This is a genomic window from Pseudemcibacter aquimaris (genome assembly GCF_028869115.1).
Classification (GTDB): domain Bacteria; phylum Pseudomonadota; class Alphaproteobacteria; order Sphingomonadales; family Emcibacteraceae; genus Pseudemcibacter; species Pseudemcibacter aquimaris.
The window spans coordinates 2,678,666-2,703,364 of sequence record NZ_CP079800.1; the positions used below are offsets into that span (position 1 = coordinate 2,678,666).

Below are 24,699 nucleotides of genomic sequence, written 5' to 3' on the forward strand. Positions count from 1 at the left end.
TATTGAAGAACGCATATTAATCAACCTAATATAATTATAGGTTAATAAAGCAGAAGATTTTAATTTTTACCTTTAAATTACGGCATCTGGCTGGTTTTCAGGGATCGCTTTTTGAAATGCTTCTAACGCCAGACAGTTTTCATTAATTCGTAAAATATTCGCGTATGGCGATACATCACATTTGAAACGGTTCGCGTTATAAACTTGTGGCACCAGAAAACAATCAGCGAAACCAGGTTTATCACCATGGCAGAAATCACCTGTTTCCGGCTCACGTTCCAGTTTCTTTTCCAGTGCTGTGAATTCTTGTTTAACCCAATGATGATACCACATGGTGACTTCATCATCACTGTGATTTAAAGGATCACGCAAATAATTAGTAACACGTAAGTTATTCAATGGATGAATTTCACACGCAATCGCATAAGCAATAGATTTTACCCTGATTTGATCATCAATATTGTCAGGTAATAACGGATTATCGGCGCTTAAATGATCAAGATATTCAAGAATACACAAAGATTGCGTGATCATTTTATCACCGACCTCAAGTGCGGGAACCAATCCTTGCGGATTCTTCGCTAAAAACTCTTCCGATTTATGTTCACCTTTCGCAAGGGCATAATTCTTCTGTACATAATCGATTTTTTTTAAATTGAGCGCAATACGTGCGCGGTAAGCCGCAGAACTACGCCAAAAACCATGTAAAACGATATTAGACAACTTTTATCTCCAATTCAGAAAGGCCATCAACGCCAACTTTAATTTCGTCACCTTTAATAACAGGACCAACACCTTCGGGTGTGCCTGTGTATATTAAGTCACCCGGCTTCAATGTAAATAGCTCGGATAAATTTGCTATGACCTCAGCAACTGACCAAATCATTTTGTTTGTGTTGCTATCTTGCCTTGTTTCACCATTAACCGTTAACCAGATACGCGCATCATCGATATGACCGTTTTCAGAAACAGGATATATTTCCGAACAAGGCGCAGAATGATCAAACCCTTTTGCCGTATCCCAAGGACGTCCTTTCTTCTTTGATGCTGCCTGCAGATCGCGTCTTGTAAAATCGATACCAACTGCATATCCGTATACATAATCAAGTGCTTCATCAACGCTTACATTTTTTCCTACTTTACCGATGGCGATTACAAGCTCTGCTTCATAATGCAGATTTTCTGTTTCTGGTGGATATGGAAAGTCAGAACCATTTTTTAAAATAGCGTCTGCCGGTTTTGTAAAATAAAATGGTGCTTCACGTGTTGGGTCACCACCCATTTCAAGTGCGTGATCAGCATAATTTCGGCCAACACAATATATTCTTCGTACCGGATAAAGATCATCACTGTTATGAATATTTAACGTGGATCTTTCACAAGGTTCAACGACAAATGCCATTATGGCACCCCCTTTATAATTTTGAATTTAAATATCAGAACGATTGATAAGTTTTTGCAATGTCTTTTTAAGCATATCAATTTCATCAGATGAAAAACCATCAAGAACTTCATCTTCAAATCTTTTGACGCGGCTTCTGATGGATAGCATATATTCTTCACCTGTTTCCGTCAGGTAATATCCTTTATCATCATCCATATTGATATGGCCGTTATCGCTTAACATTTTGAGAGACATTGAAACTGTTGCCATATCCACATCAGTATCACTTGCAAGTTCCGCCGTGATGATGCCTGGGTTTCTGCTTATGCTTGAAATAAGCCTTGCATGCGCCACAGGAATACCTTCATCCATTAATTCCCGGTGAAAAGGGGCCGCAATTTCACGGTAACTTTTTAAAAGCATCAACATCACAAAATCACCATCATGTGATTTTGCTTCCGGCTCCGGGAATTGATTGGATGGGTGACGGGCTGCTAATCCATAATTACCATTTGCATAAAGAAGCGGTTTTTTATCACCCATTTCAAAATGCTCAACTTCACCGATGAAAATCGTATGATCCCCACCCGGGTATTGATTAACATTTTTACATTCCAAATGAGCAACAGTATCTTTTAGAAGTGGGATGGCGCACTTACCTTCTAACGTCTCAATGCCTTCAAATTTATCTTCTTTTGGACTAGCAAAATTATTGGATAAATCCATTTGATCCGACGCAAGTACATTAACGGCAAAATGGCTTGCCTCTTTTAAAGCATCCAGATTATTAGATCTGTTATCAAGTGACCACAAAATCATCGGTGGATCAATGCTTAAAGAACTGAACGAATTAACCGTAAGACCAATTTTTTTACCATCAGGTCCGACAGCGGTTATCACGGTAATACCCGTTGCAAATTTACCGAAACAGTTTCTAAGTTCTCTGGGATCTATTTTTGTCATTGATTTACCTTAATTTTCAATGTCTTGTGCAACACTGTATACATAAACTTCTTTATTTCCTATATCACTTATACGTTTATAGTTTAAAGAAAAATATTCAGCCATTCTTTCAGAGTATTCAGTATTATATTTATCTTCCCTCGTATAGAAAATAACCTTTGGTTTCTTTTCTTGAATGATTTCTATACTTTTTTCAAAATTAATATCTGTAAATGCAGTACTAAAGAACCTGAAAGGATTTTTTCTTTCTGAAATAAAATATATTTCTGCATTTCCTGGAAATGCGAAAATATAGCCTTCTTTATCACTATAACGTTCCGTCACTTCCATAATTGCTTTATATTCTTCAAAATCTTTTTGACTTAACCATAAACCAATCGGTTTCGGGTAATATTTCAATTCAATATTGTGCTTTTGTCCTAATACAATTTCTTTTAAATTCCGTTCATGTGATGCGCTAGCATTAAAATAAGCATTAACGCAAACAATAAAAACTATCATTGCAGCAATAGAATTTCTTATTTTAACGGGAAACTCCAATATCATGAATATCAATCCACACAATACTAGCCCAAATGAAAACCAGAAATAAATTGGCGCTTGATAATGCGTTGAAACAATTCCATAAAAAAGAGCGATTATAGGTAAAGGATGTACATCTTTATTTCCTTTAAAAACAGAATATACATATTTTAAAACCACCGCCCCAAATACCGGATAAACCAATATAGCTAATATCCACATCAACGCATTAATATTTTCCGTTAAACTCCCCCCGTTCAATAAGTTCTCAATCGCAAATATATAATAATATAAATATTTGATTGATTTAATAAATTCGAGTTCTGTTAAACCTAACGGCAGAATTAATACATCGTAAAACCATGATTCTAATGAATTATTTAATACATGATAAAGAACTATCGGTATTAAAGGTATAATAGCACCAACTAATATCTTCTTAATTATTTTCCATAGCTTTGAATTATCTACATTTATCAAGAAAGACATAAACAGAAGTATATAAACCTGAAAACCGCCAATAATTATTGCCGTAAAAAATGTCGTTTTATTTCCAAGATACCAGAAAAGTCCCAAAAACATAATAAATGTAAGGATTTTAGCACCAATATTAAGGCCCGGTAATTTTTGGTCATGCTGTTCCAATAGTAAATATGTAAAAAGTCCTATACCAGTAATGACACCTGTTAACTGTCTGAACATAAACAGTGTCATAATCAAAACACCAATAATATATAAACGTTTTTCATTCTCTTTTGGTATGCGTTGCAAACTATAAATCAATAGAATTGCAATAAATAATGCGTACCAATTAGCTGTCGGGTTGGGATAAAGAATAAAGGACGATGCAGATAAGGCGGTTGATGCTAAAAACGCAAATTCGGGACTATGTTTTTCTAATATTCTAAAAACTAATATCGACTGAACTATTGTTAAAAAAACTAAGGGTAGCCTTAAGTTTACTAAGCTACTGCCAAATATTTTTAAGACAAACGCATTTAGAAAATTTACATATCCCATATGCAAATCAGAAACATGCAGATTGAGCACTTCTCCTTTTAAAATTCTATCCGCAACATGACCATAAGCCCCGTCATCTGGAGGATCCCATTGCTTGTCATAATTTACAACCAATAGAGCAACAGAAATCGCAATAGAAATCAAAAGAAGGATATTATTTCTGCTTCTCATATGATTAAGAAAATCGGTTTTCAATTATTTCTTCCATATCGATAATGTTGCAAATGAAAAAAAGCGGCCGATAAGATTTTTGTAAAAGAGCCTATCAATCCAGAAAACAGACCTGACCAACCACTCGCCCCCTTTATTTAATAACGGGAATGCATCTGGGTTATAATATAAGATATATGCCAACAGCCCCGGGTACCTAATGCGTTCGCATTCCATATCTGCCGACTGAAATAAATTTTCCAGTTCTTTTACCGAGAAATCACGTTCAGTTTGTTCATCAAATAATTTATTCTTATTATAAATTATTTCTCTGATTTTTTTCGTGACCGGATTGCCATATGTGGGCTCAAAATTAATAAACAACCCACCTTTTCTTAAGCCTTTTGATAAACTTTTTACCACCTGCCCGGCATGATCCGGAACATGATGTAATCCACCAATCAATAAAATTATATCATATGTTTCAGGTTCTGGTTTCCAGCTCGTAGCATCTGCTTGCCAAATGTTTAGGTCAGTATTTTGTTCCTTTAATAAAGAAACCACCTGATCGCTGTAATCAAAGCCACAATAAACAATCTGAACCCCCAAATGTTTTGGGATGATTTCATTTCCTTCAGCAAAACCGCACATTGCTTCAAGTAAATTATATTTTCTTTTTGGAAGTAAACTGATCTCTTTTAAACAATGCTTCCAAATCAGTTTTTTTAAAAGTTGATGATTTTTATGAAGCCTTGCCTGATGATATTCATGAGCAATTGAATTAAAATGTTCTTTTTGTCGGTCTAATAATTCTTGTTTTTGATCTGGCCTATTCATACTGGTTTATCACCAATTGTTATCAATGCAATCCCCAGAATAATTACAAGAATACCTGCAATATGGCTCATTGAAATATATTCTTTTAAGAAGAAATAACCAACCAATTGCGTTGAAATGATAAGTCCCCCTGCTGCAATTGGAAAAGCAGCTGATAAATTAATTCTGGATAAAACCACATACCAAATTAAGAAGCCAACAGCATATAAAAATAACCCGCCTATTCCTTTAGCAGATATCAATTCCCCATCTGATAATTTCAAAAGCAAAAGACCGGAAGCACTTACTAAGAAATACATTATAAAAATTAAAGCATTGGTTATCATCATATTTGGCAAACCTCAGTTAATTTTATCTTTAATGATATAAGTTGGCTTTTGTTGCAGTGAATTATGAATTCTTCCGATATAAATTCCCATCAACCCTATAACGAAAAACAATATTCCAAACAAAAGAGACATCACCCCTAATGTGGAAGCCCAACCTGGAACTGTTTCCCCCTTTAAATAAACAAAAAAGATGTACCCTAATTCAAAAAAGGCAATAATGCCTGTGATCATCCCTATCCATACCCCAATTTTTAAGGGCAGTGTGGAATAAGAGACAATGCCACTTGATGCTAATTGCATCATCTTGGAAAATGTAAATTTGGTTTTGCCGCTGTGTCTTTCTGCTAAATCATATTCAATCGTTGCCACATTAAAACCGACCCATTGAATTGCCCCCCTAAGAAAAATATCGCTTTCACCAAATGATAATAATTCCTTTAATACTTGCCTATCAATTAACCGAAAATCGGAACTTCCCTCTTCTATTTCAACGCTGGATAATAATGAGAAAATTTTATAATAGAGTTTCGAAGAAACTCTTTTTAATGAACCTGATACAGCCTTGTCACGACGCACTGTATTGACAATATTGTAACCATCTTTCCATTTTTTATATAGAGCATGAATTAATTCGGGAGGATGCTGTAAATCACCATCCATACTTATTACAGCTTCACCTTCAGCATGTTTTAGTCCAGCGTAAATAGCACGTTGATGACCAAAATTTCTGGAAAACCTTATAGCTTTGATATGACTATTCTTGCTGCTTTCTTTACAAACATGATCCCATGTTGCATCGCGGCTACCGTCATCAATAAAAATAACTTCATACTTGATTTGAAGTGCTTCAAGATTTTCAATCAGACGGCCAGACATAGCCGCAACATTATCTTGCTCGTTATATAGAGGAATAACGACAGACAATTCAGGTTTTTCATTAATAATTGTCATGTGTTTTCTTAATCCCTCAATTTTGTCTTTAGTCAAAACCGTAATCCGGCAATGCTATTTTTCTAATATTATATACATTCCATTATAACAAAAATACAATTTATTCTTGGTTTTTGATTGCGGTCTATCCTAAGCTAGCGCCCAAAGAATCATAATCATAAGAATTATAAAAATATAAATAGGGAATAATCACGTGAGCGAAGCAACAACAGAAAAAGTCACCTGGACGACAAGATCGGCCTTTCTTATGGCATCAGTCGGGTGCGCCGTTGGGTTAGGAAACCTATGGCGTTTCCCCTATATCGCCGGGGAAAATGGTGGTGGTGCTTTTGTACTTATTTACATTGCTTTTGTGTTTTTGCTTGGTGTTCCATTGATTATGTCGGAACTCGCCCTTGGTCGTGCTGGTAAAATGAATGCCCTTGGCACGATGAAGAAACTAGTTTCCATGGGACATCACCCAATATGGAAAAGCATCGGTTATATCAGTATTCTGGTGCCCGTACTCGGACTTACTTATTACAGTGTGATTGCCGGACTTTCCCTTGAATATATATTTAAAGCAGGGTCAGGACAGTTTGACGGTGTTGATGCCGCCGGGTCAGGTGCCATTTTCCAGGAAGCACAGGATAACTGGCAAGTTTTAACCGTGTGGTTCAGCATTTTTCTATTTTCCACTGTGGCCATTATTTCACTTGGTGTTAAAGCTGGCCTTGAAAAGGCAGTGAAATTTATGTTGCCGTCATTATTCCTGATCCTTGTGATCTTGGCCGTATATGCCATGAGCACGGGTGACGCGCGCGGCGCAATTGATTTTCTTATCAATGCCGATTTTTCCAAATTAACCCCACGCGCCATTCTTGAAGCACTTGGTCAGGCGCTCTTTTCACTGGCGATTGGTGTTGGTGGTCTGATTACGTATGGTGCTTATCTTGATGACGAAGCATCACTGCCACGTTCAGCAGGTATTATTGCCTTAGCCGATACGGCAGTAGCCTTACTTGCGGGCTTTGCCATTTTCCCAGTTGTGTTTGCATACGGGCTTGAGCCAGGCGAAGGACCGGGATTGATTTTCGCGACACTTCCGATTGCCTTTGGTCAAATGCCGGGTGGTATTTTCTTTGGTACTTTATTCTTTGTGCTGCTTTCTTTTGCGGCACTTACATCAACGATTGGCATGCTGGAACCAATTGTTGCTTGGTTCGTTGATAAAGGCATGTCGCGTGCTAAAATGGCATGGGCAACAGGCGTTGTCGCATGGTCAATTGGTATGTTCATGTTATTTTCATTTAACATCCTGGCTGATTTCCAACCGCTTAACTTTATTCCGTTTTATGAAGGCAAAAACCTGTTCGGCATAATGGATTATACGGTTGCGAATGTATTGCTGCCGGTTAATGCGCTTCTGATTGCTGTATTCGCCGGATGGGCAATGACAAATGAAATGGCTACAGAACAGCTTGGGTTTAAATACGGCACAAGCCAGTTCACCATGTGGCGCATCAGCACAAAATATGTTGCTACAGCAGCCATTACACTGGTCGTTTATATGATGATGTTTGGCAACCCGTTTTAGGATCTATCAAGATTGAACGTAGCCGGATTAAAGTCCGGCTCGTTACCGCTAATGATGTCAGTTAACAATTTCGCTGATCCTGCTGCCATGGTCCATCCAAGCGGTCCATGTCCCGTATTAACATAAAGGTTATCAATTTTCGTTTTGCCGATATACGGCGATCCATCAACACTTAATGGTCTTAATCCCGCCCATTCAGTCACCTGATCTTTATCAAAATAAGGGGCAAAATCCGGATAAAGTTCCTCAAGCAGATTATACATATTATCAAGACGACTTTGGGTAAGGCTGCTATCAAGTCCGGCAAATTCCGCTGTTCCCGCAATCCTAAGAACGTTACCAAGTGGGGAAATCGCCGCATGGAAACCATCATCAATAATTGGCATGCGCGGCCCACCGTTCCATCCCTTAAGCGGCACGGAAATTGAATATCCTTTTGCGGGGCGTACTGGGATATTAAGACCAACCGTTTTCGCAAGTGGTGCGGAAAAACTTCCGGCGCTGATGACATATTTATCCGCCGATATATCGCCATCACTGGTTCTTAAGGATGATATGTTTCCGTATTTCTTCATCAGCTTTTCAACCGATACCCCGTAACGAAACTTCGCACCCAACTTCACGGCTTCTTTTTCAATTTCACAACTAAACTTATAAGCATTTCCCGCCTGATCATCTGGAAAATAAACACCACCCGCAAGCTTATCAATAACGGGTTCCAGTGACGGTTCAACCTTTAACAAGTCTTCACCATATAAAACATCAAACGTCATTCCATGATCACGTAAATGTTCGGATAATTCTGCAAGCTCATCAAGGCTTTCTTTATCGCGGAATACCTTTATAGACCCGGTTGTGATCTGGTCATAATTCAGGTTCATATTTTCCCTGATATCATCCAATAATTTCAGGGAATACCAAGCAAGTTCCGCACTGCGGTGCAGGTTTTTGATATATTTCTGTTCCCTAGAATTATTTAAAAACGACACCCCCCAGGTCAAAAGTGACGGCAAAGCTTTAGGGCGCAGCTTAAACGCGCTTTTATTATCACCAAGTGATGTGATCAGCGTTTTTAATATTCCCGGTGAATTCCACGGATCAGCCATTGATGGCGTTAACATTCCTGCGTTGGCAAAACTGGTCTCTAACGCTGGCCCGTCTTGTCTTTCAATAACAGTGACATCGTGTCCTTCTTTCGCAAGGAAATAGGCGCTCGTGGTACCGACGACGCCTGCGCCAACAATTATAATTTTCATAACTTAAAAATTATTCCGCTTTGTTCTTTACCATCTTCCAAAGACCAATAGTAAATAGAGGGACAATGATCAAGATAATAAATGCATATGTTAAGGTTCCGTACCCTTCTGCGATTAAGTTTACAATCCCAAATTCAGTCGCAAGAACGATTGCCGTAAACAAAATACCGATGGCAATGACAGGGCGCATGAACCTTGGCATAACTTTATTTTTATGTTCATAAGCCACCGCCACTCGTTCATTAATCGAATGGATCAGTGCCGTACCCGTTTCAATGAATGTTCCAAATAGAATAATTTCAAATAACACCTTAAAAAATGGCACATCCAATATGATCAGCAGGAAATTAACCGGCAACGATTCCCCCGTAATTTCCGGATAATACCCCATCATCGCAATAAAAAATAAAATTGCTGGAATGGTCGCAATTGGTCCTGCCAATAGCCCTGCAGTAACGGCCTCTTTACGGGATGTTAAATGACGAATACAAAATAAAACGGCAGGGATCGTCGCAAGGTTATACCCTGAATATGTAAGCCCGCCTTTAATCCACCCCTCTCCCACAGGGTAGCTTGAAAAATTGGCCGCAATTTTATCGCCAAATACAGAAATACATAAAATTACAAATGCGGCATAGGCGATATAAAGTAGAATGGACCATGCACTTAAGAATTTTTCAATGATGTTTGATCCGTAAAAAACCAATACCCCAACAGAAATCATCATCGCAGTGGTTCCCCATATTGGCATAATTCCATAATTTTCAAGCAGTAATGCGCCGGCCGCAGCACCGACAATTGATATTGTTAATAGAATTTGAAGCATATATGCAATCTCAAACAGGAAGCTAAATCGCCCGAGCGTTTGGCTGAAATAGGTCTGATAATCGAAACTTTTCGTCATTCTGGCAAGTTCAAAACATGCCGCAAGCGTTATACTCCAGATGGTCATGGCAACAAAAATGCCAAGTAGTCCACCTATCGGGCCCGATCCAAAAAAGAATTCAACAATTTCACGACCTGTTGAATATCCACCTGCAATAATGACAGATTGAAAAATAAAACCCGGCAACAAATAACGCTTAAATATACTTCCCATTTCATTCCTTCCATTCAATTTGAAACGACCATGGCATTTATATTTGTTTGATGCAAAGGCAAAATCAGTATATATTTTACACAAGTGTAAAACTTAGGATGTGTATTTATGAATAAACCCTTTAAAAACAAATCATTAAATGCCAAACCAATTGATGAATTAACCGGAATCAAAGTGAACGATGATTTCGAAAGGTTTGAACAAAAGTTTGATATTTATTGCCGTGCCATGTGGGATCCGGAAATCAGATCGGAAAAATCCGATAAATTTTTCGAAGGCTATTATATGCCCTACGCCAAGGCACGTAAAACCGATGGGTTTAGCCAAAAAGATTATGCGTTCAGAAATGCAGCATGGCATGTGAATAACGTGATCCGTGACATTGAAAAATCCGGTGAATTTAGAAAAGAAAAACCGGATGAAATCAGAAAAGAAGGCTTTTGGGATTATTACACATCCCATGATGAAGGATGGCCAGAACCATACCCGTTTGAAAGCGCCGCCGAAGCCACACGTGACCTTAAAAAAGTGGCCGGATTTTGTGGTGTCGGTGACCTTGGTGTTTGTGAATATGATGAAAGATGGATGTATAAATCCATATTCAGTAAGGAAGGAAACGGTCAAAAACCACAAGAAATCCCTAGTGACATTCCAAACGTTATTGTGACATTGGAACCCATGGACCGTGAACTGATCAAAACGGTTCCTTCTGCACTATCCGGTGCTGCAACGGGGCTAGGTTATACTTTTGACGGTGTCGCAATCATTACGCTTGCGCAATATATCCGAAATATGGGGTATCGTGCTTATGCCACGCTGAATGATAGTGCATTATGTATACCACTTGCCTTACAAGCCGGACTTGGTGAGGTCGGCCGTCATGGCATGCTGATCAATGAAAAATATGGCCCCCGTTTTAGGATTGGAAAAATCTTCACCGATATGCCGCTGGAAATTAACAAGCCTAAAAAATTTGGTGTTGAGGAATTTTGTAATAATTGCGACAGATGTGCAGTCGCGTGCCCGCCTAGTGCCATTCCATTTGACGATCCAAGCGATCATGTCCATAGCGAAAGCAACATCAAAGGCGTAGTAAAATGGACACCGTCCGCCGAAAAATGTTTTAAATTCTGGTGCAATCAAAATACTGATTGTATTATCTGTGTCAGGTCATGCCCTTACAATCGCGACTTTTCAAAATTACGACACAGGTTGTGGTTGAAACTTGCCAAAAGCCCGTTTAAAAAGCTTGCTTTAAAACTTGATGACTGGCTTATGGATCGTGGTCGCTTAAAAACCAGCTGGTGGTGGCGCCCTGAACTTAAAAAGACAGAAGCCGCAGAAACGCCAAAGCGTAAAAAGAAAAGAAAAAAATGATTTCAATTGGAAGCAGGAACACTTTAACCGTCACCAGTCATACTGATTTCGGTATTTACCTTGGTGATGAAACGGAAAATATTCTGCTTCCTGAAAAATATTTACCTGACGATCAATCGCTTTACGAAATCGGCAAAGAAATGGATGTGTTTGTCTATCTTGATTCAGAAGACAGACCCGTCGCAACCACAGAAGAACCTTATGCCGAGGTTGGCGAATGCGCATTTTTACAAGTCGTTGGCAAAACGACATTTGGATCATTTGTCGACTGGGGTTTATCAAAAGACTTACTTGTTCCTTTTAAAGAACAGCGCGTCCCCATGCATGAGGGCAGATCATATGTCGTCTATATCTATCTTGATAAATCGAACCGGATCGCAGCCACAACACAAATAAGCAGGCACCTTAAAGAAGAAAACGAAGGTGATTTTGAATTTCGCCAAGAGGTGGATTTACTGATCACTGGAAAAACCGACCTCGGTTATAAAGCAGTGATTAACGGCACCCATCTTGGTCTTATTCATCAAAACGAAGTTGTCCGCCCTATTAGGGCCGGTGATCAGTTTAAAGGATATATCGGTGAATTTCGGGATGACGGTCGCATCAATTTAACACTTCAAAAACTGGCCCATGAAATGCGTGAAGAGCTGTCAGATAAAATTCTGGCTTTCCTTCATGAAAATGGCGGCATCACGACCCTTACTGACAAAAGTCCGCCCGGTGAAATCAATGCCATTTTCCATGTCAGTAAATCCAATTATAAAAAAGCGCTCGGCAAATTGTTTAAAGAGGGCAAAATCACGTTCCATGAAAAAACGGTCAGGCTGAAACAGGATTAACGAACACGCATATGTTCGGGGATAACCTTCTTTTCAAGAAGTTCAAAAAGAAGTTCCGTGATTATTGCAAGACATGCGGCTGGCACCGCCCCTTGTAAAATTAGGTTCGTATCATTCAACGCTAGCCCGGTCACAATTGGCTCACCAAGCCCGCCCGCACCAATAAACGCCGCGAGTGTCGCCGTACCAATACAAATGATCGTCGCTGTTCTGATACCTGACAATATATTGGGTAAAGCAAGCGGGAAAATAACCCGACTTAATTGTTGAAAGCGCGTCATGCCAATGGCGCGTGATACATTAACCAGGACCGGGTCAATCGTCGTTAATGCGGTCACGGCACTTCTTAAAATTGGTAACAAGGAATATAAAAATAACGCAAGAATGGCCGGTAGTTCACCAATACCGAAAAGCGGGATCATAAGCGCCAGCAATGCAATAGACGGGATCGTTTGCATAAGTCCAGAAAAATAAATCACTGATCTTGATAATTTAACGGATCTAAAAATCAAAAAAGCCAATATAAGAGCAAATACACACCCAGCTGATAACGCGATCAACGTGATTTTGATGTGTGTTAATGTATTGGATAACAACCGGGTTGACCAACCCGCCTGCTGCCTTTGCTCACTAACGAGATTTTTTGAAATTAGAAATTCATTTGCAACATCCGCGAATGTTCTTTCATGAATAACTACTTGAGCATTCATTGCACGCATGCTCTCGTCATTTAAACTACTGGATAACTCAGCAAGCAGTTCTGCTGCCCTTAATGGAAAATCTGTCCTTGTGAGTGATGCCGCAAAATATTTCGGAAAAAATTCAAGATCATCTTTCAGTAAAATAAGCCCGTATCTTTCGATATCACCATCTGTTGAATAAGCATCCGTCATATCAATGGCATCTTCATCAATGGCCTTATAGGCAAGGCCATGCTGAATTCCTGTGGGTTCATAAGAAAGCCCGTATGCCGCCTTTAACGCCGGCCATCCATCATTGCGATTTAAAAATTCATGACTGAAATGCACATTTAAATCTGGATGATTTTGTAAATCAGAAATGCTCTTAATACCTTTTTCATCGCTTAATTCACGTTTAATCGCCATCGCATAGGTATTATTAAATCCAAACGTGAAATTTACATGCAAGTCTTTATCGTTCAAAATTTTATTAAGGTCATCAATTGAGATTGGATTATCTGAAAGCTCATCCTCGCTTAACAGTGCAGCTGTTATTGTACCGGTATATTCAGGGTATAAATCAATCTCACCAGATGTCAGTGCATTATAGGTAATAAGCGTCCCACCCATTCCAAACCGCCGGTCAACGATGTAACCATCACTTTCTAATAACTGCGACATTATTTCCGCGAGTAAATAGCTTTCGCCATCCATTTTGCTGCCCACAGTAATGGTTTCTTTATCCTGCGCGAACGTAAATGGCCCCACTAAAGTTAAGGCCAAGAACATTAATTTCACTGTGATTGATTTAAAGATTTTTCTTTCCCTGATACCTTTTTAATCAGTATCAGGGATATATGGTTTTAAGTCAAACCTAACGCGGCAATAAATGAATTCCTGCGAGCATACAGCGCACTGAACCACCCGCCAGTTCAATTGTCGGAATTTCAAGCGGCAGTATGGTTGTGCTTTCTTCGATTTTGGCTATTTGCTCGTCGGTTAGCGCATCAACGGCTCTTTTGGAAATGGCAAGAATGCGTCCTTCGCTACCCTGTAATTCCAGCGCATTGCCGGCAAAATTGGCAATTTGATCTTTGCTTAATGCAATGACTTCGCGACCGGAACTTTCAAATCTTGATACGATCTCGTCCCGTCTTGCTGGATCATCCATCATATCAAGCCCGACCATCACAAAATCGGTGGCGATACACATAAGTACATTTGTATGATAAACGGGTGTACCACTATCATCAAAAGCATCAAACGCCATTGGTTCATAATTAAAATGGGTACAAAATCTTTCTAATGTCACCGGATCAGCACGGTTTGATTTGGTCACATAAGCAACACGGTCCCTATGGTCCAACACCATTGCCCCTGTCCCTTCAAGAAAAAGACCGTCCGGCTCAAGGCCAGAATAATCAATCACATCTTGAACACGGTAATTGGTTTTAAGCATTTCAATAATGTCATACCGTCTTTCCAATCTGCGGTTTTCAGGGAACATTGGGTATATGGCCACATGACCGCCCGAATGGGTCGAAAACCAATTGTTCGGGAAAACGGAATCCGGTGTTTTCGTTCCTTCATCTTCAAAGATATGAACTCTTACGCCTTTTTCTTCTAATTTCTCAGCGACAATTGTTGCTTCTTGAAAAGCTTTTTTTGAAACTTCAGCTTCGGATAAATCCTCGCTTGTTTGTTGAAAGCTATTATCTTTTGCCGTTTGTGAATTGGGCACAAAGTGATGCGGCCGCACCATAATTACAGCCGCAGGTGCCTGAACACTGCGTTTTTCCATGGTTACTCTCCGTCATTGTTTTTTGCGGCCCTTTGCACCATACCAAACAGATCACGTGGATCATCAGGGTCAGCAAGCATATCCAAATTTTGGAAATGGCCTGTTCTTTGTAGCTGGTCATGCAAATATCTTAGGGCCGAGAAATCCTCAATCGCGAAACCAACACCATCAAAAAGGGTGATTTGTTTTTCAGATGTGCGTCCTTCAACTTCGCCAGTCATAACCTGCCATAATTCTTTTACCGGATAATCATCATCAAGCTGTTGAATTTCACCTTCTATGCGGGTTTGTGGGGTATATTCCACGAAAATATCAGAACGCAGTAGGATATCTTTATGAAGTTCCGTTTTACCAGGACAGTCACCACCGATGGCATTAATATGAACACCCGACCCAACCATGTTATCAGTAAGAATGGTTGCATATTGCTTATCGGCAGTACATGTGGTGATTACATCTGCGCCTTCAACGGCCATTTGTTCGCTATCACATGGAACCACTTTTAAGCCGCGACCTTCAAGGTTACGCATACATTTTTCAGTGGCCGCTGCATCAACATCATAAAGGCGTACTTCTTCGATGCCACAGATGGATTTAAACGCCAGCGCCTGAAATTCTGATTGCGCGCCGTTTCCGACCATCGCCATTGTTTTTGAACCCTTTGGCATTAAGTATTTTGCCGCAAGTGCCGATGTTGCCGCCGTACGAAGGGCCGTTAAAATTGTCATTTCCGTGAACATTAATGGATAACCTGTTTCCACATCAGAAAGCACACCAAACGCCGTTACCGTTTGAAGGCCGTCTTTTGTATTTTTCGGGTGACCATTCACATATTTAAAACCATAAATTTGACCATCACTCGTCGGCATTAATTCAATCACGCCTTCTTGTGAATGGGAGGCAACACGTGGTGTTTTATCAAATTCCGGCCAGCGGCGAAAATCTTCATCAAGATATTCTGTAATTCCGGCAAGCATTTCTTCAACGCCGATATCTAAAATAATCTTCATCATGTCATCAACACTGACGAATGGGACAAGGTTAAGTTCGTTTAATGATTTTTTATTCATAATATTGCTCACTTAAGTTCTTAAAAACAGATTTTACCAAAGCACAAAACTAGCAACAATGTCATTTTTTGATAAAAATTGATGCATAATTGTACATTTTGATATATAAAATTGTGAAAAATAACAATTTCAAACATGATTGCCGATATATTGAAAGAACCAACCAAATATATATATGACCAACTTGATCGTGACCTAATCTCTTTATTAAGGAACGATGGGCGCGCTCCTTTATCAAAGCTTGCTGATATACTGCGTGTATCCCGTGGCACCGTGCAAAACAGACTGGACAGGCTTGTAAATTCCGGTGCCATTCACGGGTTCACTGTGCGCGTCCGTGAAGATTATGATCAGGATACCATACGCGCCCTAATGATGATCGAAGTGGTCGGCAAAACAACATCACAAGTGATTAAAAAGCTACGCGGAATGCCGGAACTTCACGCATTACACACAACAAATGGTTCATGGGATTTGGTTGCTGAAATTCAAACATCCAGCCTATCAGAATTTGACCGCGTGTTAAGGGATGTCAGAATGATTGACGGCGTCCTTAACAGTGAAACAAGTTTGCTGCTCATCAGCATTTAATCTGCATGTGATTTCAGTAAATTTCGTACATAGTCATTTGCTGGGTTCTGAATAATATCTGCGGTTTTCCCCTGCTGAATGATTTCACCTTTTTCAATTATGACAATATTATCGGCAAGCTTCACGGCCTCACTCATATCATGGCTGACAAGCATAATCGCACGCGGTTCCGCTTGCTGCATTTTTAAAAATTCATCGTGAATATGTTCTTTGGTGATGGGGTCTAATGCGGAAAATGGTTCATCGAGTAACAGTAATGCTGGATCAAGCATCAAAGCACGACAAAGACTTACACGCTGCTGCTGCCCACCGGATAGTTTATGCGGATATCTATCCAGTAATTCTTCATATAAATTCACGAGCTTAATCACATGATCCACGCGCTTTTTAATATCCGCGTCAGACCATCCATCCAGTTTCGCCATCACAATGATATTTTCATAAACTGACATATGCGGGAAAAGACCGCCACCTTGAACCGCATACCCCATCTTCTTTCGCATACCGGAAATATCATCATAATTCAGCTTGTCGCCAAACAGTTCAACATGACCGGATGATGGTTCCGTTAAACCATTCACCAGCTGCAATAATGTTGTTTTACCGCTGCCGCTTTCGCCAACCAGTGCCGTTATTTTATGATTTTCAACATCAAGGTTTATTTGATTAAGAACACTGGTCTTGCCATATTGTTTTGAAATATCTTTAAATGAAACGACCATGCCTAACCTTGATTAAAATGTAAGAAAAAATGATGCACCGCCACCAGCAGAAGTCGAAAGACTAACGTTACCACCGTGAGCAATCATCACCTGACGGGTTAAGGCAAGACCAACACCCGATCCTTCGCGTTTTGTCGTATAAAATGGCACAAATATTTTTTCCGCAAGGTCATCCGGTATGCCGGGCCCGTTATCTGATATTTCAATAACAATTCGGCCACGTTTATTGATTTTTGCACTTAACGAAACTTTGGCATTTTCTACGCCCTCTAATGCTTCCGCCGCATTTTTAAGCAAGTTAATCAACATCTGTTCAAGCATTTCTGGATCAGCGGAAACCTCAAGACTGTCTGTTGCCACATCAACATCTAGCGCGATTCCCTTATCATCCCAATTAACGGCCGCGATCCGAATGACATCATCAAATATCTTTTTCAGAACAATTTGTTCTTTTTCCGGTGGTGGTAATCTGGTGAGGCGACGATAACTTTGCACAAAATGCATAAGGCCATCTGATCTTCTGGCGACGGTATCGACCGCATCACGAACATCACTTAATTCTTCAACCAGTTCATCTTGGCCTTTTGCCTTTTCAATGGCATCATCAACAAGATCGGTTGATGTTTTCGCCAGTGATGATACGGGCGTGATGCTATTCATAATTTCATGGGTAAGCACGCGCACCAAATCTTGCCATGCTTTAAGCTGCGCAACATCAAGTTCGCTTTGGATGTCTTGCAATGAAATTAATTTTTCTACTTTACCTGCTGAAATGATCTGCGTGGATGCGACCGTTAAGGTCTGTTCAATATCATCCAGCTTAAACGTCACAAGGTGGCGTTCTCCGGGTTCCAAAGTAAGTACCTTTTTCCTAAATTCATCACCAAATTGCGACAGGTCAGAAACCCGCGTCACATGCGCAGACCCAAAAAGCCGCCTTGCTGCATTATTATGAATTGAAATGGTACCGTCACCATTGATGGACATTAATGGCACGGGAACCTGTTCAATCAGTGCTTTTAAATGTTTTAGGTCCTCTTCCTGCTGACCGCGAAGCTGTCGGAAGCGTTCAAGAATATCTGTGATCGCTTCACCAAGTTCATTAAAACCCGCACCCATTCCGGCATGATCAAATTTTTGGCCAAAATCGCTATAACGCATGGCATCCAAAAAACGGGTCAGATCATCATTGGTAAGTTTTACAAAGCGGACAATTTCAAAAATCTGAAAAACAGCAACCAATGTAATAAGCATGCTAGCCGCAATAAAACCCGGGCTGATCACAAGGATAGAAAGACTGGAAACGGTTACGAATAACAACACCAATCTTATAGTAAGAAGTAAGCTGAAACGCTTAAAACCCATATTTTTCCATCCTTCGGTAAAGTGCGGCGCGCGTTAAACCCAATTCTTTCGCCGCGTGCGAAATATTATAGCGATGTTTTTTAAGTGACCTTTCAATTAAAACATGCTCCATCCGTTCCAGATTAAGGTTACCGTCAGGAAGTTCAATTTCTTCGGTGCCGGAACTTGTTTTAATGCTTAATTTGTTCGCCACTTCACCCGCGCTATCGGGATGACTTTCCAAGGAAAAATCCCCCGCTGAAAATTCATTTCCTTGGCTCAATATAATTGCGCGTTCAATAGCGTGGCGTAACGCCCTGACATTGCCCGGCCAGTTATATTCTTTAATCGCACTTAATGCGTCCACCGATAATTTCTTATGCGGTTTATCATATTTGCGGCAATAAACCTCGATATAATGGTTGGCGATTTCTTCGATATCGCCCGGGCGTTCCCTTAAAGGCGGCACGTTAATCTCAACGGTATTAAGACGGAATAACAAATCCTGTCTAAAACGGCTTTCGTCATTAAGCTCTTTTGCCGTCAGGTTTGTTGCAGCAATAATTCTTACGTCAATATCCACCGGTGCATTTGCCCCAACGGGTGTTACTTGACGTTGTTCTAAAACTGTTAACAGTTTCGTCTGCATATGCAGCGGCAAATTTCCGATTTCATCAAGGAACAATGTCCCACCCGATGCCGCTTGAAAACGGCCAACGCGGTCTGATTTTGCATCCGTGAATGATCCTTTTTTATGACCAAACAGTTCACTATCAAAAAGGCTTTCGCTAATCGCGCCCATATCCACGCTTAAGAATATTTCACCGGACCTTTTGGATTTGCGGTGTAATTCACGGGCAACCAATTCTTTACCCGTTCCATTTTCCCCAAGAATTATAACATTGGCATCCGTCGGCGCGGCGCGGTCAATCATAGACTGGATATTTTTTAACGCGTCGGATGACCCGATAATTTCCTGACCACCGCGTTCTTCAACAAGTGTTTGATTTACCCGTTTCAGGTTTGCTGCTTCGTTTCGAGTTCTCCTTAGTTTCACCGCCGCAGACAAGGTGGCGACCACTTTTTCATTTTGCCATGGTTTTGAAACGAAATCTGTTGCCCCCATTTTCATGGCCTCTACAGCAATATTTACACCACCATGGGCCGTGATCATGATAACAACGGCCTGTGGATCGATTTTCATAATCTCTGATAACCAGTGAAAGCCTTCCTCACCAGAACTTTGACCGGGACCAAAATTCATATCCAGCAAAATTGCATCATATGTATTTTTCGATAACAGTTCCGGCAACCTATTTGGATCCTCAATGGTTTTAACGGATGCAAAATGCGGTTTAAGAAGAAGCTTGCCCGCAACAAGAATATCTTCGTCATCATCCACAATTAATATCGAACCGCGTTTTTCCAATTTTACTTATCCTTTTAATGTCCGCATTCGTACACCAGTGTCCGTTTACGAACAGTATATACTGTACGAAAACGAACAGTAAAGAATTAAATCATTGAAAATCAACGTTTTTATTTTTGGCACGCTCTTTGCACTTAAAGAAGGTAACACGAATTATTTGATTGAAGTTAACATGACTAAAATGGACAACAATATTAAAAGCACAACAAGCGCCCATGCTGGTACAGGCATGGACCGCGTCATTGAAAAAAAACGCGATAATAAAAAACTGGCCTTATTCGGCGCCGCCGGATTAATCACACTAACTGTCATTTATATGATTTTTGACAGCGTTAGTGGCGGTCGCACATTCCGCGTTGAAGAAAGCCGCCTAGTGGTTTCAACCGTCACCAGCGGCGTATACGAAGATTACATTCCCATCCGCGGAAAAGTAACCCCGCTAACAACCGTATTCGTATCGGCGACCGAAGGTGGTCGCGTGGAACGTATTCTTGTTGAAGACGGTGCAATCGTAAATCAAGGACAGGCAATCGTTGAGTTATCCAACCCAACGCTTCAGCTTGAAGTTTTCCAAAACGAAGCACGCGTTGCAGGGCAGCTTAACGCCATGCGTACACTTGAATTACAGCTTGAGCAAAACCGCCTGCGCCATATTACCAATATCACGACGCTTGAATATGAAATTCAGCAAATGACCCGTAATATTGAACGTTACAGAAGACTATATGCCAATGGTAACTATACCAAAGCGCAAATGGATCTGGCTGAAGAGGACCTAGCCTATAAAATCAAGATGCTTGACATCACCAAGCAATCACAAGAAACCGATGCGCGTATGCAGGAAACTCAGCTTCAGATGTCCAAACTGGACACAGAAAACCTGGAAAGAAATCTTGGTATCGCCAGAACCAGTCTTGAAAACCTAAATATGAAAGCGCAAATCGAAGGGCAGCTTTCCGGATTTGATCTTGAACTTGGTCAAACAGTAAGTCCGGGCACAGCCATCGGTCAAATTGATGATCCATATAATTTCAAACTTGAAGTACAGGTGGATGAATTTTATCTAAACCGTATCGACCTTGGTCAAAATGGTGTGTATGTGCGCCCTGGCGATAATGCTGAATTCCCAATGCGCATCAAGAAAATCTATCCGGATGTTCAAAACAACCAGTTTAAAATCGATATGGTTTTCACTGAAGAACAGCCAGAAGATATTCGTCGCGGCCAAACATTACAGTCAAAACTAACCCTTGGCGACAGCGCTGAAGCCGTCCTTATTCCAAATGGTGCCTTTTACCAAGACACAGGTGGTAGCTGGGTATTCGTTGTCACCGATGACAGCACAACTGCCATTAAACGTAATGTGCGCCTTGGACGCAAAAACAACAATTACATTGAGGTAATAGAAGGACTGGAAATCGGTGAGCGCGTCATCACATCACCATACACCAGCTTCATGGATATGGACCGTTTAAAATTAACCGAAGAATAAACCAAAGAATTTAACAAACCAAAAGGACATAGAATGTTAAAATTACAAGACCTTACAAAGGCATACCGCACAGACGAAGTTGAAACGGTTGCCCTTAACAACGTCAACATTGAAATCGAAACAGGTGAATTTGTTGCCATCATGGGACCATCAGGTTGTGGTAAATCAACGCTTCTAAACATCGTTGGAATGCTTGATACACCATCAAGTGGTCATTACTTCTTTAATGGCGAGGATGTAGCAGGATATTCTGAAGCACAACTTGGTGTTATCAGAAAACAACATATCGGCTTTATCTTCCAAAGCTTTAACCTGATTGATGAGCTTTCAGTATTTGAAAACATCGAACTTGCGCTGCTTTATCATGATATTCCGGCCTCAGAACGCAAAGACCGTGTTAACGCCGTAATGGATAAAGTTGGTATTGCCCACCGCGCTAAACATATGCCAAGTCAACTTTCCGGTGGTCAACAACAGCGTGTTGCTGTGGCCCGTGCCGTTGTTGGTAACCAAAGCATGATCCTCGCTGACGAGCCAACCGGTAACCTTGATACTGCTCATGGTCAGGAAGTAATGGAAATGCTTCAGAAACTAAACGAAGAAGGTACAACAATCGTAATGGTAACACATAGCCCGTCACATGCTGATTATGCACGCCGCACAATCAACCTGCTTGATGGTCACGTTGTTACAGAAAGCATGCGTGCTTAAACGCAATCTAAAAATTCGGCGACCTTGAAGGGAAAGGGAGTAGGGAGCCAAATTCAGGATTATAAAAATGCTTTTAACAAATTACTTTGTAAGCGCATGGCGCAACATTTTTAAACATTCGCTGTTCAGCGCGATTAATATACTTGGCCTCGCCATTGGTTTGGCCGCTTGTATTATGATCGCACTGTTTGTCCGCGATGAGCTTTCTTATGACAAGTTCTGGACGAAGGCCGATAACATTTACCGCCCGAATATTACATTCACAGTACCGGGGCGTGACCCGATGTATATGGGAATGACACCGGGACCGGTAATGAATGCTATGAAAAAGGACTTCCCGGACATTGAACATGCGACGCGCTATTCAATACAAGAGCCAACAATTATCGTGGATGACAATTACTTCGTTGATTACATCACGTTAGTTGATCCTGAATTTACAGATATTTTCGACCTTGAAATCATCTCTGGTTCGCTTGATGGTGCCATGGACAGCTATAGCAACATTATCCTGAATGAAACATTGGCCCAGAAATATTTTGGCAACACAAATGTGGCTGGTGAAATTCTGACCGTCGATTTTGATAATTTCAAAAAAGATTACAATATCGTCGCCGTAATGAAAGACATGCGTGAAAACAGCCATGTTAAGCCAAAAGCAATCATCAGTATTGATGAAGCGGCCTGGCTTGACCGTCCTTATATGTTTGATGCATGGTTTTCAACCAACTCGCAGCTTTTCTTTTCTCTTCAAAATGGCGCCAATATTGAAAATATCAACAAAGCATACCCTGATTTTGTAAATCGTAATTTCCCGAAATTACCTTTTGGTGGTGATGATGCTGAAACATCGGATATGATCGTGATGTCCACCATGAATATTCAAGACATTCATTTGAATGCCTTAAGTAACGGTGAATACCATCAAGGCGGCAACAAAAATACAGTGATGATTTTTGCCACGGTTGCTATTTTGATCTTGGTGATAGCAGCGATTAATTTCATGAACCTTAGCACCGCACGTGCAAGTCAACGTGCAAAGGAAGTCAGCCTTCGCAAAGTTATGGGCGCTTCCCGTAAAGATCTGATCATTCAGTTTCTTGGTGAATCTGTCTTAATGACATTATTCGCGCTTGTGATTGCGCTTTCGATCGTTGAATTGGCACTACCGCTTTATAACGAAACGATCGGCAAAGAGCTTGTGATTAATTATGGCTCAAGCGATCTTTTAAACATTGTTCTGCTTGCTTTTGGTGTTGGACTGCTTGGCGGCGCTTACCCTGCGTTTGTCCTTTCGCATTTCCGCCCTGCAGAAACATTAAAAGCAAATAAATCAGCCGAAAGTGATGCATCCGTGAAACTAAGATATATCTTGGTTGTGATGCAGTTTGCCGTATCGATCACACTGTTTGTTTCCACATCAGTGGTCTATGGTCAAATGCTATACGCCAGAACGATGGACCTTGGTTATAACACTGAAAATGTATTAGCGATCAAAGAAGCTGGCCGTGATGTCGTTTACGAAAAAATGCTGACCCTTGTGGAAGAAATCCGCAGAATGCCGGGTGTGACTGCTGTTACTTGGTCTGATTTTATGCCGGGTAATTCCAATAACAATAACACAATCGTCCACACAGAAGGCCAAACCGTTGAAGATGGTGTTCTGATCGGTAGTCGTAATGTCGGATATGAATATTTCAAAACATTCGATATACCAATGATTGCCGGTCGCGCCTATAGCAAGGAACGCGGTGACCGTAATGTAATGACGGATGATCTTCGTAACGGGATTAATTACACCGGCTCAATTATGCTAAACCAATCTGCTCTTGGCAGACTTGGGTTTACTAGCCCTGAAGAAGCCATCGGCCAAATCATCTATAAAGGTGCCGGACAGCCGGAAGAAAATCTTACGGCCACATATGAAATTATTGGCGTTATTCCAGACATTCATTTCGACAGCTTAAAAACAACAATACGCCCCGAAGTGTATGAGCTTGAAAATGATTGGGGAAGAGTTATCGCCGCAAGATTTCAAGGCGATCCTACCTTAGTGGTTGAACAGGTCCGTGCCCTTTGGGAACAGGAAATTCCAAGCATCCCGTTTGATTATGACTTCATTTCCGATGCGATTGCCAAGCAATATTCCGCAGAACAAGGGCAAGCGACTATGTTTGCTGCCTTCTCTGGTCTTGCTATCTTCATTGCCTGTCTTGGCCTTTATGGTCTGGCAAGTTTCACTGCGGATCGCCGCACCAAAGAAATCGGCATCCGTAAAGTTATGGGGGCAAGCGTATTTGATGTTGTAAAATTACTGGTTTGGCAATTTTCAAAACCTGTAATTATTGCCAATCTTCTCGCGTGGCCCATATCTTATTACGCCATGAGCGTTTGGTTAGAGAATTTCGTCTACCGCATTGAAATTTATTATGTGGTTGGCTTCTGTTTGCTCGCCGGTATTTCAGCGATGCTAATCGCATGGAGCACCGTTGCAAGCAACAGTATGCGTGTCGCAAAAGCAAATCCAATCTTTGCATTAAGATATGAATAAGGGGA

The 24,699-nt window shown here is 40.7% G+C and carries 22 protein-coding genes; 7 read left to right on the forward strand and 15 right to left on the reverse strand.

Annotated elements, in window-relative coordinates:
* Positions 1 to 72: 72 nt before the first annotated feature.
* From maiA to KW060_RS12645, 7 genes are read right to left on the reverse strand one after another with little or no spacing between them, the layout of a single operon-like run.
* Positions 73 to 714, reverse strand: coding sequence for a maleylacetoacetate isomerase (maiA, locus tag KW060_RS12615; RefSeq protein ID WP_420833194.1), 642 nt, complete (start codon positions 712 to 714; stop codon positions 73 to 75).
* A 1-nt stretch (position 715) separates the two neighbouring features.
* On the reverse strand, positions 716 to 1,402 hold the full coding sequence (locus KW060_RS12620) for a fumarylacetoacetate hydrolase family protein (protein ID WP_249035745.1): 687 nt from the start codon (positions 1,400 to 1,402) through the stop codon (positions 716 to 718).
* Between the two features lie 27 nt (positions 1,403 to 1,429).
* Positions 1,430 to 2,347, reverse strand: a complete 918-nt coding sequence (locus KW060_RS12625) for a flavin reductase (protein ID WP_249035746.1) — start codon at positions 2,345 to 2,347, stop codon at positions 1,430 to 1,432.
* A 9-nt stretch (positions 2,348 to 2,356) separates the two neighbouring features.
* Positions 2,357 to 4,084 carry a glycosyltransferase family 39 protein gene (locus KW060_RS12630; protein WP_249035747.1) on the reverse strand — a complete coding sequence of 576 codons (1,728 nt, stop codon included), beginning with the start codon at positions 4,082 to 4,084 and terminating at the stop codon, positions 2,357 to 2,359.
* Positions 4,085 to 4,876 (reverse strand): class I SAM-dependent methyltransferase, encoded by a 792-nt coding sequence (locus KW060_RS12635; RefSeq protein ID WP_249035748.1) that lies wholly within the window; start codon positions 4,874 to 4,876, stop codon positions 4,085 to 4,087.
* On the reverse strand, positions 4,873 to 5,205 hold the full coding sequence (locus KW060_RS12640) for a hypothetical protein (RefSeq protein ID WP_249035749.1): 333 nt from the start codon (positions 5,203 to 5,205) through the stop codon (positions 4,873 to 4,875). Before KW060_RS12640 ends, KW060_RS12635 begins: the two co-directional genes overlap by 4 nt.
* 12 nt (positions 5,206 to 5,217) lie before the next feature.
* Positions 5,218 to 6,156 carry a glycosyltransferase family 2 protein gene (locus tag KW060_RS12645; protein WP_249035750.1) on the reverse strand — a complete coding sequence of 313 codons (939 nt, stop codon included), beginning with the start codon at positions 6,154 to 6,156 and terminating at the stop codon, positions 5,218 to 5,220.
* A 193-nt stretch (positions 6,157 to 6,349) separates the two neighbouring features.
* Here KW060_RS12645 and KW060_RS12650 point away from each other — a divergent pair, with 193 nt between their 5' ends.
* A complete protein-coding gene (locus KW060_RS12650; protein WP_249035751.1) occupies positions 6,350 to 7,732 on the forward strand; it encodes a sodium-dependent transporter in 1,383 nt (460 codons plus the stop codon).
* Here KW060_RS12650 and KW060_RS12655 read toward each other — a convergent pair.
* Together KW060_RS12655 and KW060_RS12660 are read right to left on the reverse strand one after the other, a co-directional pair.
* Entirely contained in the window at positions 7,729 to 8,988 is a 1,260-nt protein-coding gene (locus tag KW060_RS12655) for a D-amino acid dehydrogenase (protein ID WP_249035752.1), read from the reverse strand. The genes KW060_RS12650 and KW060_RS12655 overlap by 4 nt on opposite strands.
* A gap of 10 nt (positions 8,989 to 8,998) precedes the next feature.
* Positions 8,999 to 10,087, reverse strand: a complete 1,089-nt coding sequence (locus KW060_RS12660) for a YkvI family membrane protein (RefSeq protein WP_249035753.1) — start codon at positions 10,085 to 10,087, stop codon at positions 8,999 to 9,001.
* A gap of 108 nt (positions 10,088 to 10,195) precedes the next feature.
* Between KW060_RS12660 and KW060_RS12665 the strand changes: the two genes are divergently transcribed.
* Entirely contained in the window at positions 10,196 to 11,464 is a 1,269-nt protein-coding gene (locus KW060_RS12665; RefSeq protein ID WP_249035754.1) for a reductive dehalogenase domain-containing protein, read from the forward strand.
* The gene (locus KW060_RS12670; protein WP_249035755.1) at positions 11,461 to 12,303 is read left to right on the forward strand and encodes a CvfB family protein; all 843 of its coding nucleotides are present in this window, start codon (positions 11,461 to 11,463) and stop codon (positions 12,301 to 12,303) included. Before KW060_RS12665 ends, KW060_RS12670 begins: the two co-directional genes overlap by 4 nt.
* On the opposite strand, the gene KW060_RS12675 is transcribed toward KW060_RS12670, so the two are convergent.
* The 3 genes from KW060_RS12675 to KW060_RS12685 form a co-directional block, all read right to left on the reverse strand.
* Positions 12,300 to 13,766 carry a glycine betaine ABC transporter substrate-binding protein gene (locus KW060_RS12675; protein ID WP_249035756.1) on the reverse strand — a complete coding sequence of 489 codons (1,467 nt, stop codon included), beginning with the start codon at positions 13,764 to 13,766 and terminating at the stop codon, positions 12,300 to 12,302. The genes KW060_RS12670 and KW060_RS12675 overlap by 4 nt on opposite strands.
* Positions 13,767 to 13,857: 91 nt before the next feature.
* On the reverse strand, positions 13,858 to 14,784 hold the full coding sequence (ctlX, locus tag KW060_RS12680) for a citrulline utilization hydrolase CtlX (protein ID WP_249035757.1): 927 nt from the start codon (positions 14,782 to 14,784) through the stop codon (positions 13,858 to 13,860).
* Positions 14,785 to 14,786: 2 nt separating this feature from the next.
* A complete protein-coding gene (locus KW060_RS12685; protein WP_249035758.1) occupies positions 14,787 to 15,854 on the reverse strand; it encodes an ornithine cyclodeaminase in 1,068 nt (355 codons plus the stop codon).
* A gap of 135 nt (positions 15,855 to 15,989) precedes the next feature.
* Here KW060_RS12685 and KW060_RS12690 point away from each other — a divergent pair, with 135 nt between their 5' ends.
* A complete protein-coding gene (locus KW060_RS12690; protein ID WP_249035759.1) occupies positions 15,990 to 16,445 on the forward strand; it encodes an Lrp/AsnC family transcriptional regulator in 456 nt (151 codons plus the stop codon).
* On the opposite strand, the gene KW060_RS12695 is transcribed toward KW060_RS12690, so the two are convergent.
* Genes KW060_RS12695 through KW060_RS12705 form a run of 3 tightly spaced genes read right to left on the reverse strand, consistent with a single transcriptional unit; the run spans position 16,442 to position 19,940 of the window.
* Positions 16,442 to 17,167 carry an ATP-binding cassette domain-containing protein gene (locus KW060_RS12695; protein ID WP_249035760.1) on the reverse strand — a complete coding sequence of 242 codons (726 nt, stop codon included), beginning with the start codon at positions 17,165 to 17,167 and terminating at the stop codon, positions 16,442 to 16,444. The genes KW060_RS12690 and KW060_RS12695 overlap by 4 nt on opposite strands.
* A 12-nt stretch (positions 17,168 to 17,179) precedes the next feature.
* Positions 17,180 to 18,532 carry a sensor histidine kinase gene (locus KW060_RS12700; protein WP_249035761.1) on the reverse strand — a complete coding sequence of 451 codons (1,353 nt, stop codon included), beginning with the start codon at positions 18,530 to 18,532 and terminating at the stop codon, positions 17,180 to 17,182.
* Positions 18,522 to 19,940: a sigma-54-dependent transcriptional regulator gene (locus KW060_RS12705; RefSeq protein ID WP_249035762.1), complete on the reverse strand. Its 1,419-nt coding sequence runs from the start codon at positions 19,938 to 19,940 to the stop codon at positions 18,522 to 18,524. The genes KW060_RS12700 and KW060_RS12705 overlap by 11 nt, the downstream gene beginning before the upstream one ends.
* A gap of 94 nt (positions 19,941 to 20,034) precedes the next feature.
* Between KW060_RS12705 and KW060_RS12710 the strand changes: the two genes are divergently transcribed.
* From KW060_RS12710 to KW060_RS12720, 3 genes are all read left to right on the forward strand, one after another.
* A complete protein-coding gene (locus KW060_RS12710; RefSeq protein WP_249035763.1) occupies positions 20,035 to 21,432 on the forward strand; it encodes an efflux RND transporter periplasmic adaptor subunit in 1,398 nt (465 codons plus the stop codon).
* Positions 21,433 to 21,465: 33 nt separating this feature from the next.
* Positions 21,466 to 22,143, forward strand: coding sequence for an ABC transporter ATP-binding protein (locus KW060_RS12715; protein WP_249035764.1), 678 nt, complete (start codon positions 21,466 to 21,468; stop codon positions 22,141 to 22,143).
* A gap of 67 nt (positions 22,144 to 22,210) precedes the next feature.
* Positions 22,211 to 24,694 carry an ABC transporter permease gene (locus tag KW060_RS12720; protein ID WP_249035765.1) on the forward strand — a complete coding sequence of 828 codons (2,484 nt, stop codon included), beginning with the start codon at positions 22,211 to 22,213 and terminating at the stop codon, positions 24,692 to 24,694.
* Positions 24,695 to 24,699 lie beyond the last annotated feature (5 nt).

Coding starts and splice junctions, on each gene's coding strand:
- KW060_RS12620 (WP_249035745.1), bottom strand. CDS start 1,402: ATGGCATTTGTCGTTGAACCTTGTGAAAGATCCACGTTAAATATTCAT.
- KW060_RS12625 (WP_249035746.1), bottom strand. CDS start 2,347: ATGACAAAAATAGATCCCAGAGAACTTAGAAACTGTTTCGGTAAATTT.
- KW060_RS12635 (WP_249035748.1), bottom strand. CDS start 4,876: ATGAATAGGCCAGATCAAAAACAAGAATTATTAGACCGACAAAAAGAA.
- KW060_RS12640 (WP_249035749.1), bottom strand. CDS start 5,205: ATGATGATAACCAATGCTTTAATTTTTATAATGTATTTCTTAGTAAGT.
- KW060_RS12645 (WP_249035750.1), bottom strand. CDS start 6,156: ATGACAATTATTAATGAAAAACCTGAATTGTCTGTCGTTATTCCTCTA.
- KW060_RS12655 (WP_249035752.1), bottom strand. CDS start 8,988: ATGAAAATTATAATTGTTGGCGCAGGCGTCGTCGGTACCACGAGCGCC.
- KW060_RS12660 (WP_249035753.1), bottom strand. CDS start 10,087: ATGGGAAGTATATTTAAGCGTTATTTGTTGCCGGGTTTTATTTTTCAA.
- KW060_RS12665 (WP_249035754.1), top strand. CDS start 10,196: ATGAATAAACCCTTTAAAAACAAATCATTAAATGCCAAACCAATTGAT.
- KW060_RS12670 (WP_249035755.1), top strand. CDS start 11,461: ATGATTTCAATTGGAAGCAGGAACACTTTAACCGTCACCAGTCATACT.
- ctlX (WP_249035757.1), bottom strand. CDS start 14,784: ATGGAAAAACGCAGTGTTCAGGCACCTGCGGCTGTAATTATGGTGCGG.
- KW060_RS12685 (WP_249035758.1), bottom strand. CDS start 15,854: ATGAATAAAAAATCATTAAACGAACTTAACCTTGTCCCATTCGTCAGT.
- KW060_RS12690 (WP_249035759.1), top strand. CDS start 15,990: ATGATTGCCGATATATTGAAAGAACCAACCAAATATATATATGACCAA.
- KW060_RS12695 (WP_249035760.1), bottom strand. CDS start 17,167: ATGGTCGTTTCATTTAAAGATATTTCAAAACAATATGGCAAGACCAGT.
- KW060_RS12700 (WP_249035761.1), bottom strand. CDS start 18,532: ATGGGTTTTAAGCGTTTCAGCTTACTTCTTACTATAAGATTGGTGTTG.
- KW060_RS12715 (WP_249035764.1), top strand. CDS start 21,466: ATGTTAAAATTACAAGACCTTACAAAGGCATACCGCACAGACGAAGTT.
- KW060_RS12720 (WP_249035765.1), top strand. CDS start 22,211: ATGCTTTTAACAAATTACTTTGTAAGCGCATGGCGCAACATTTTTAAA.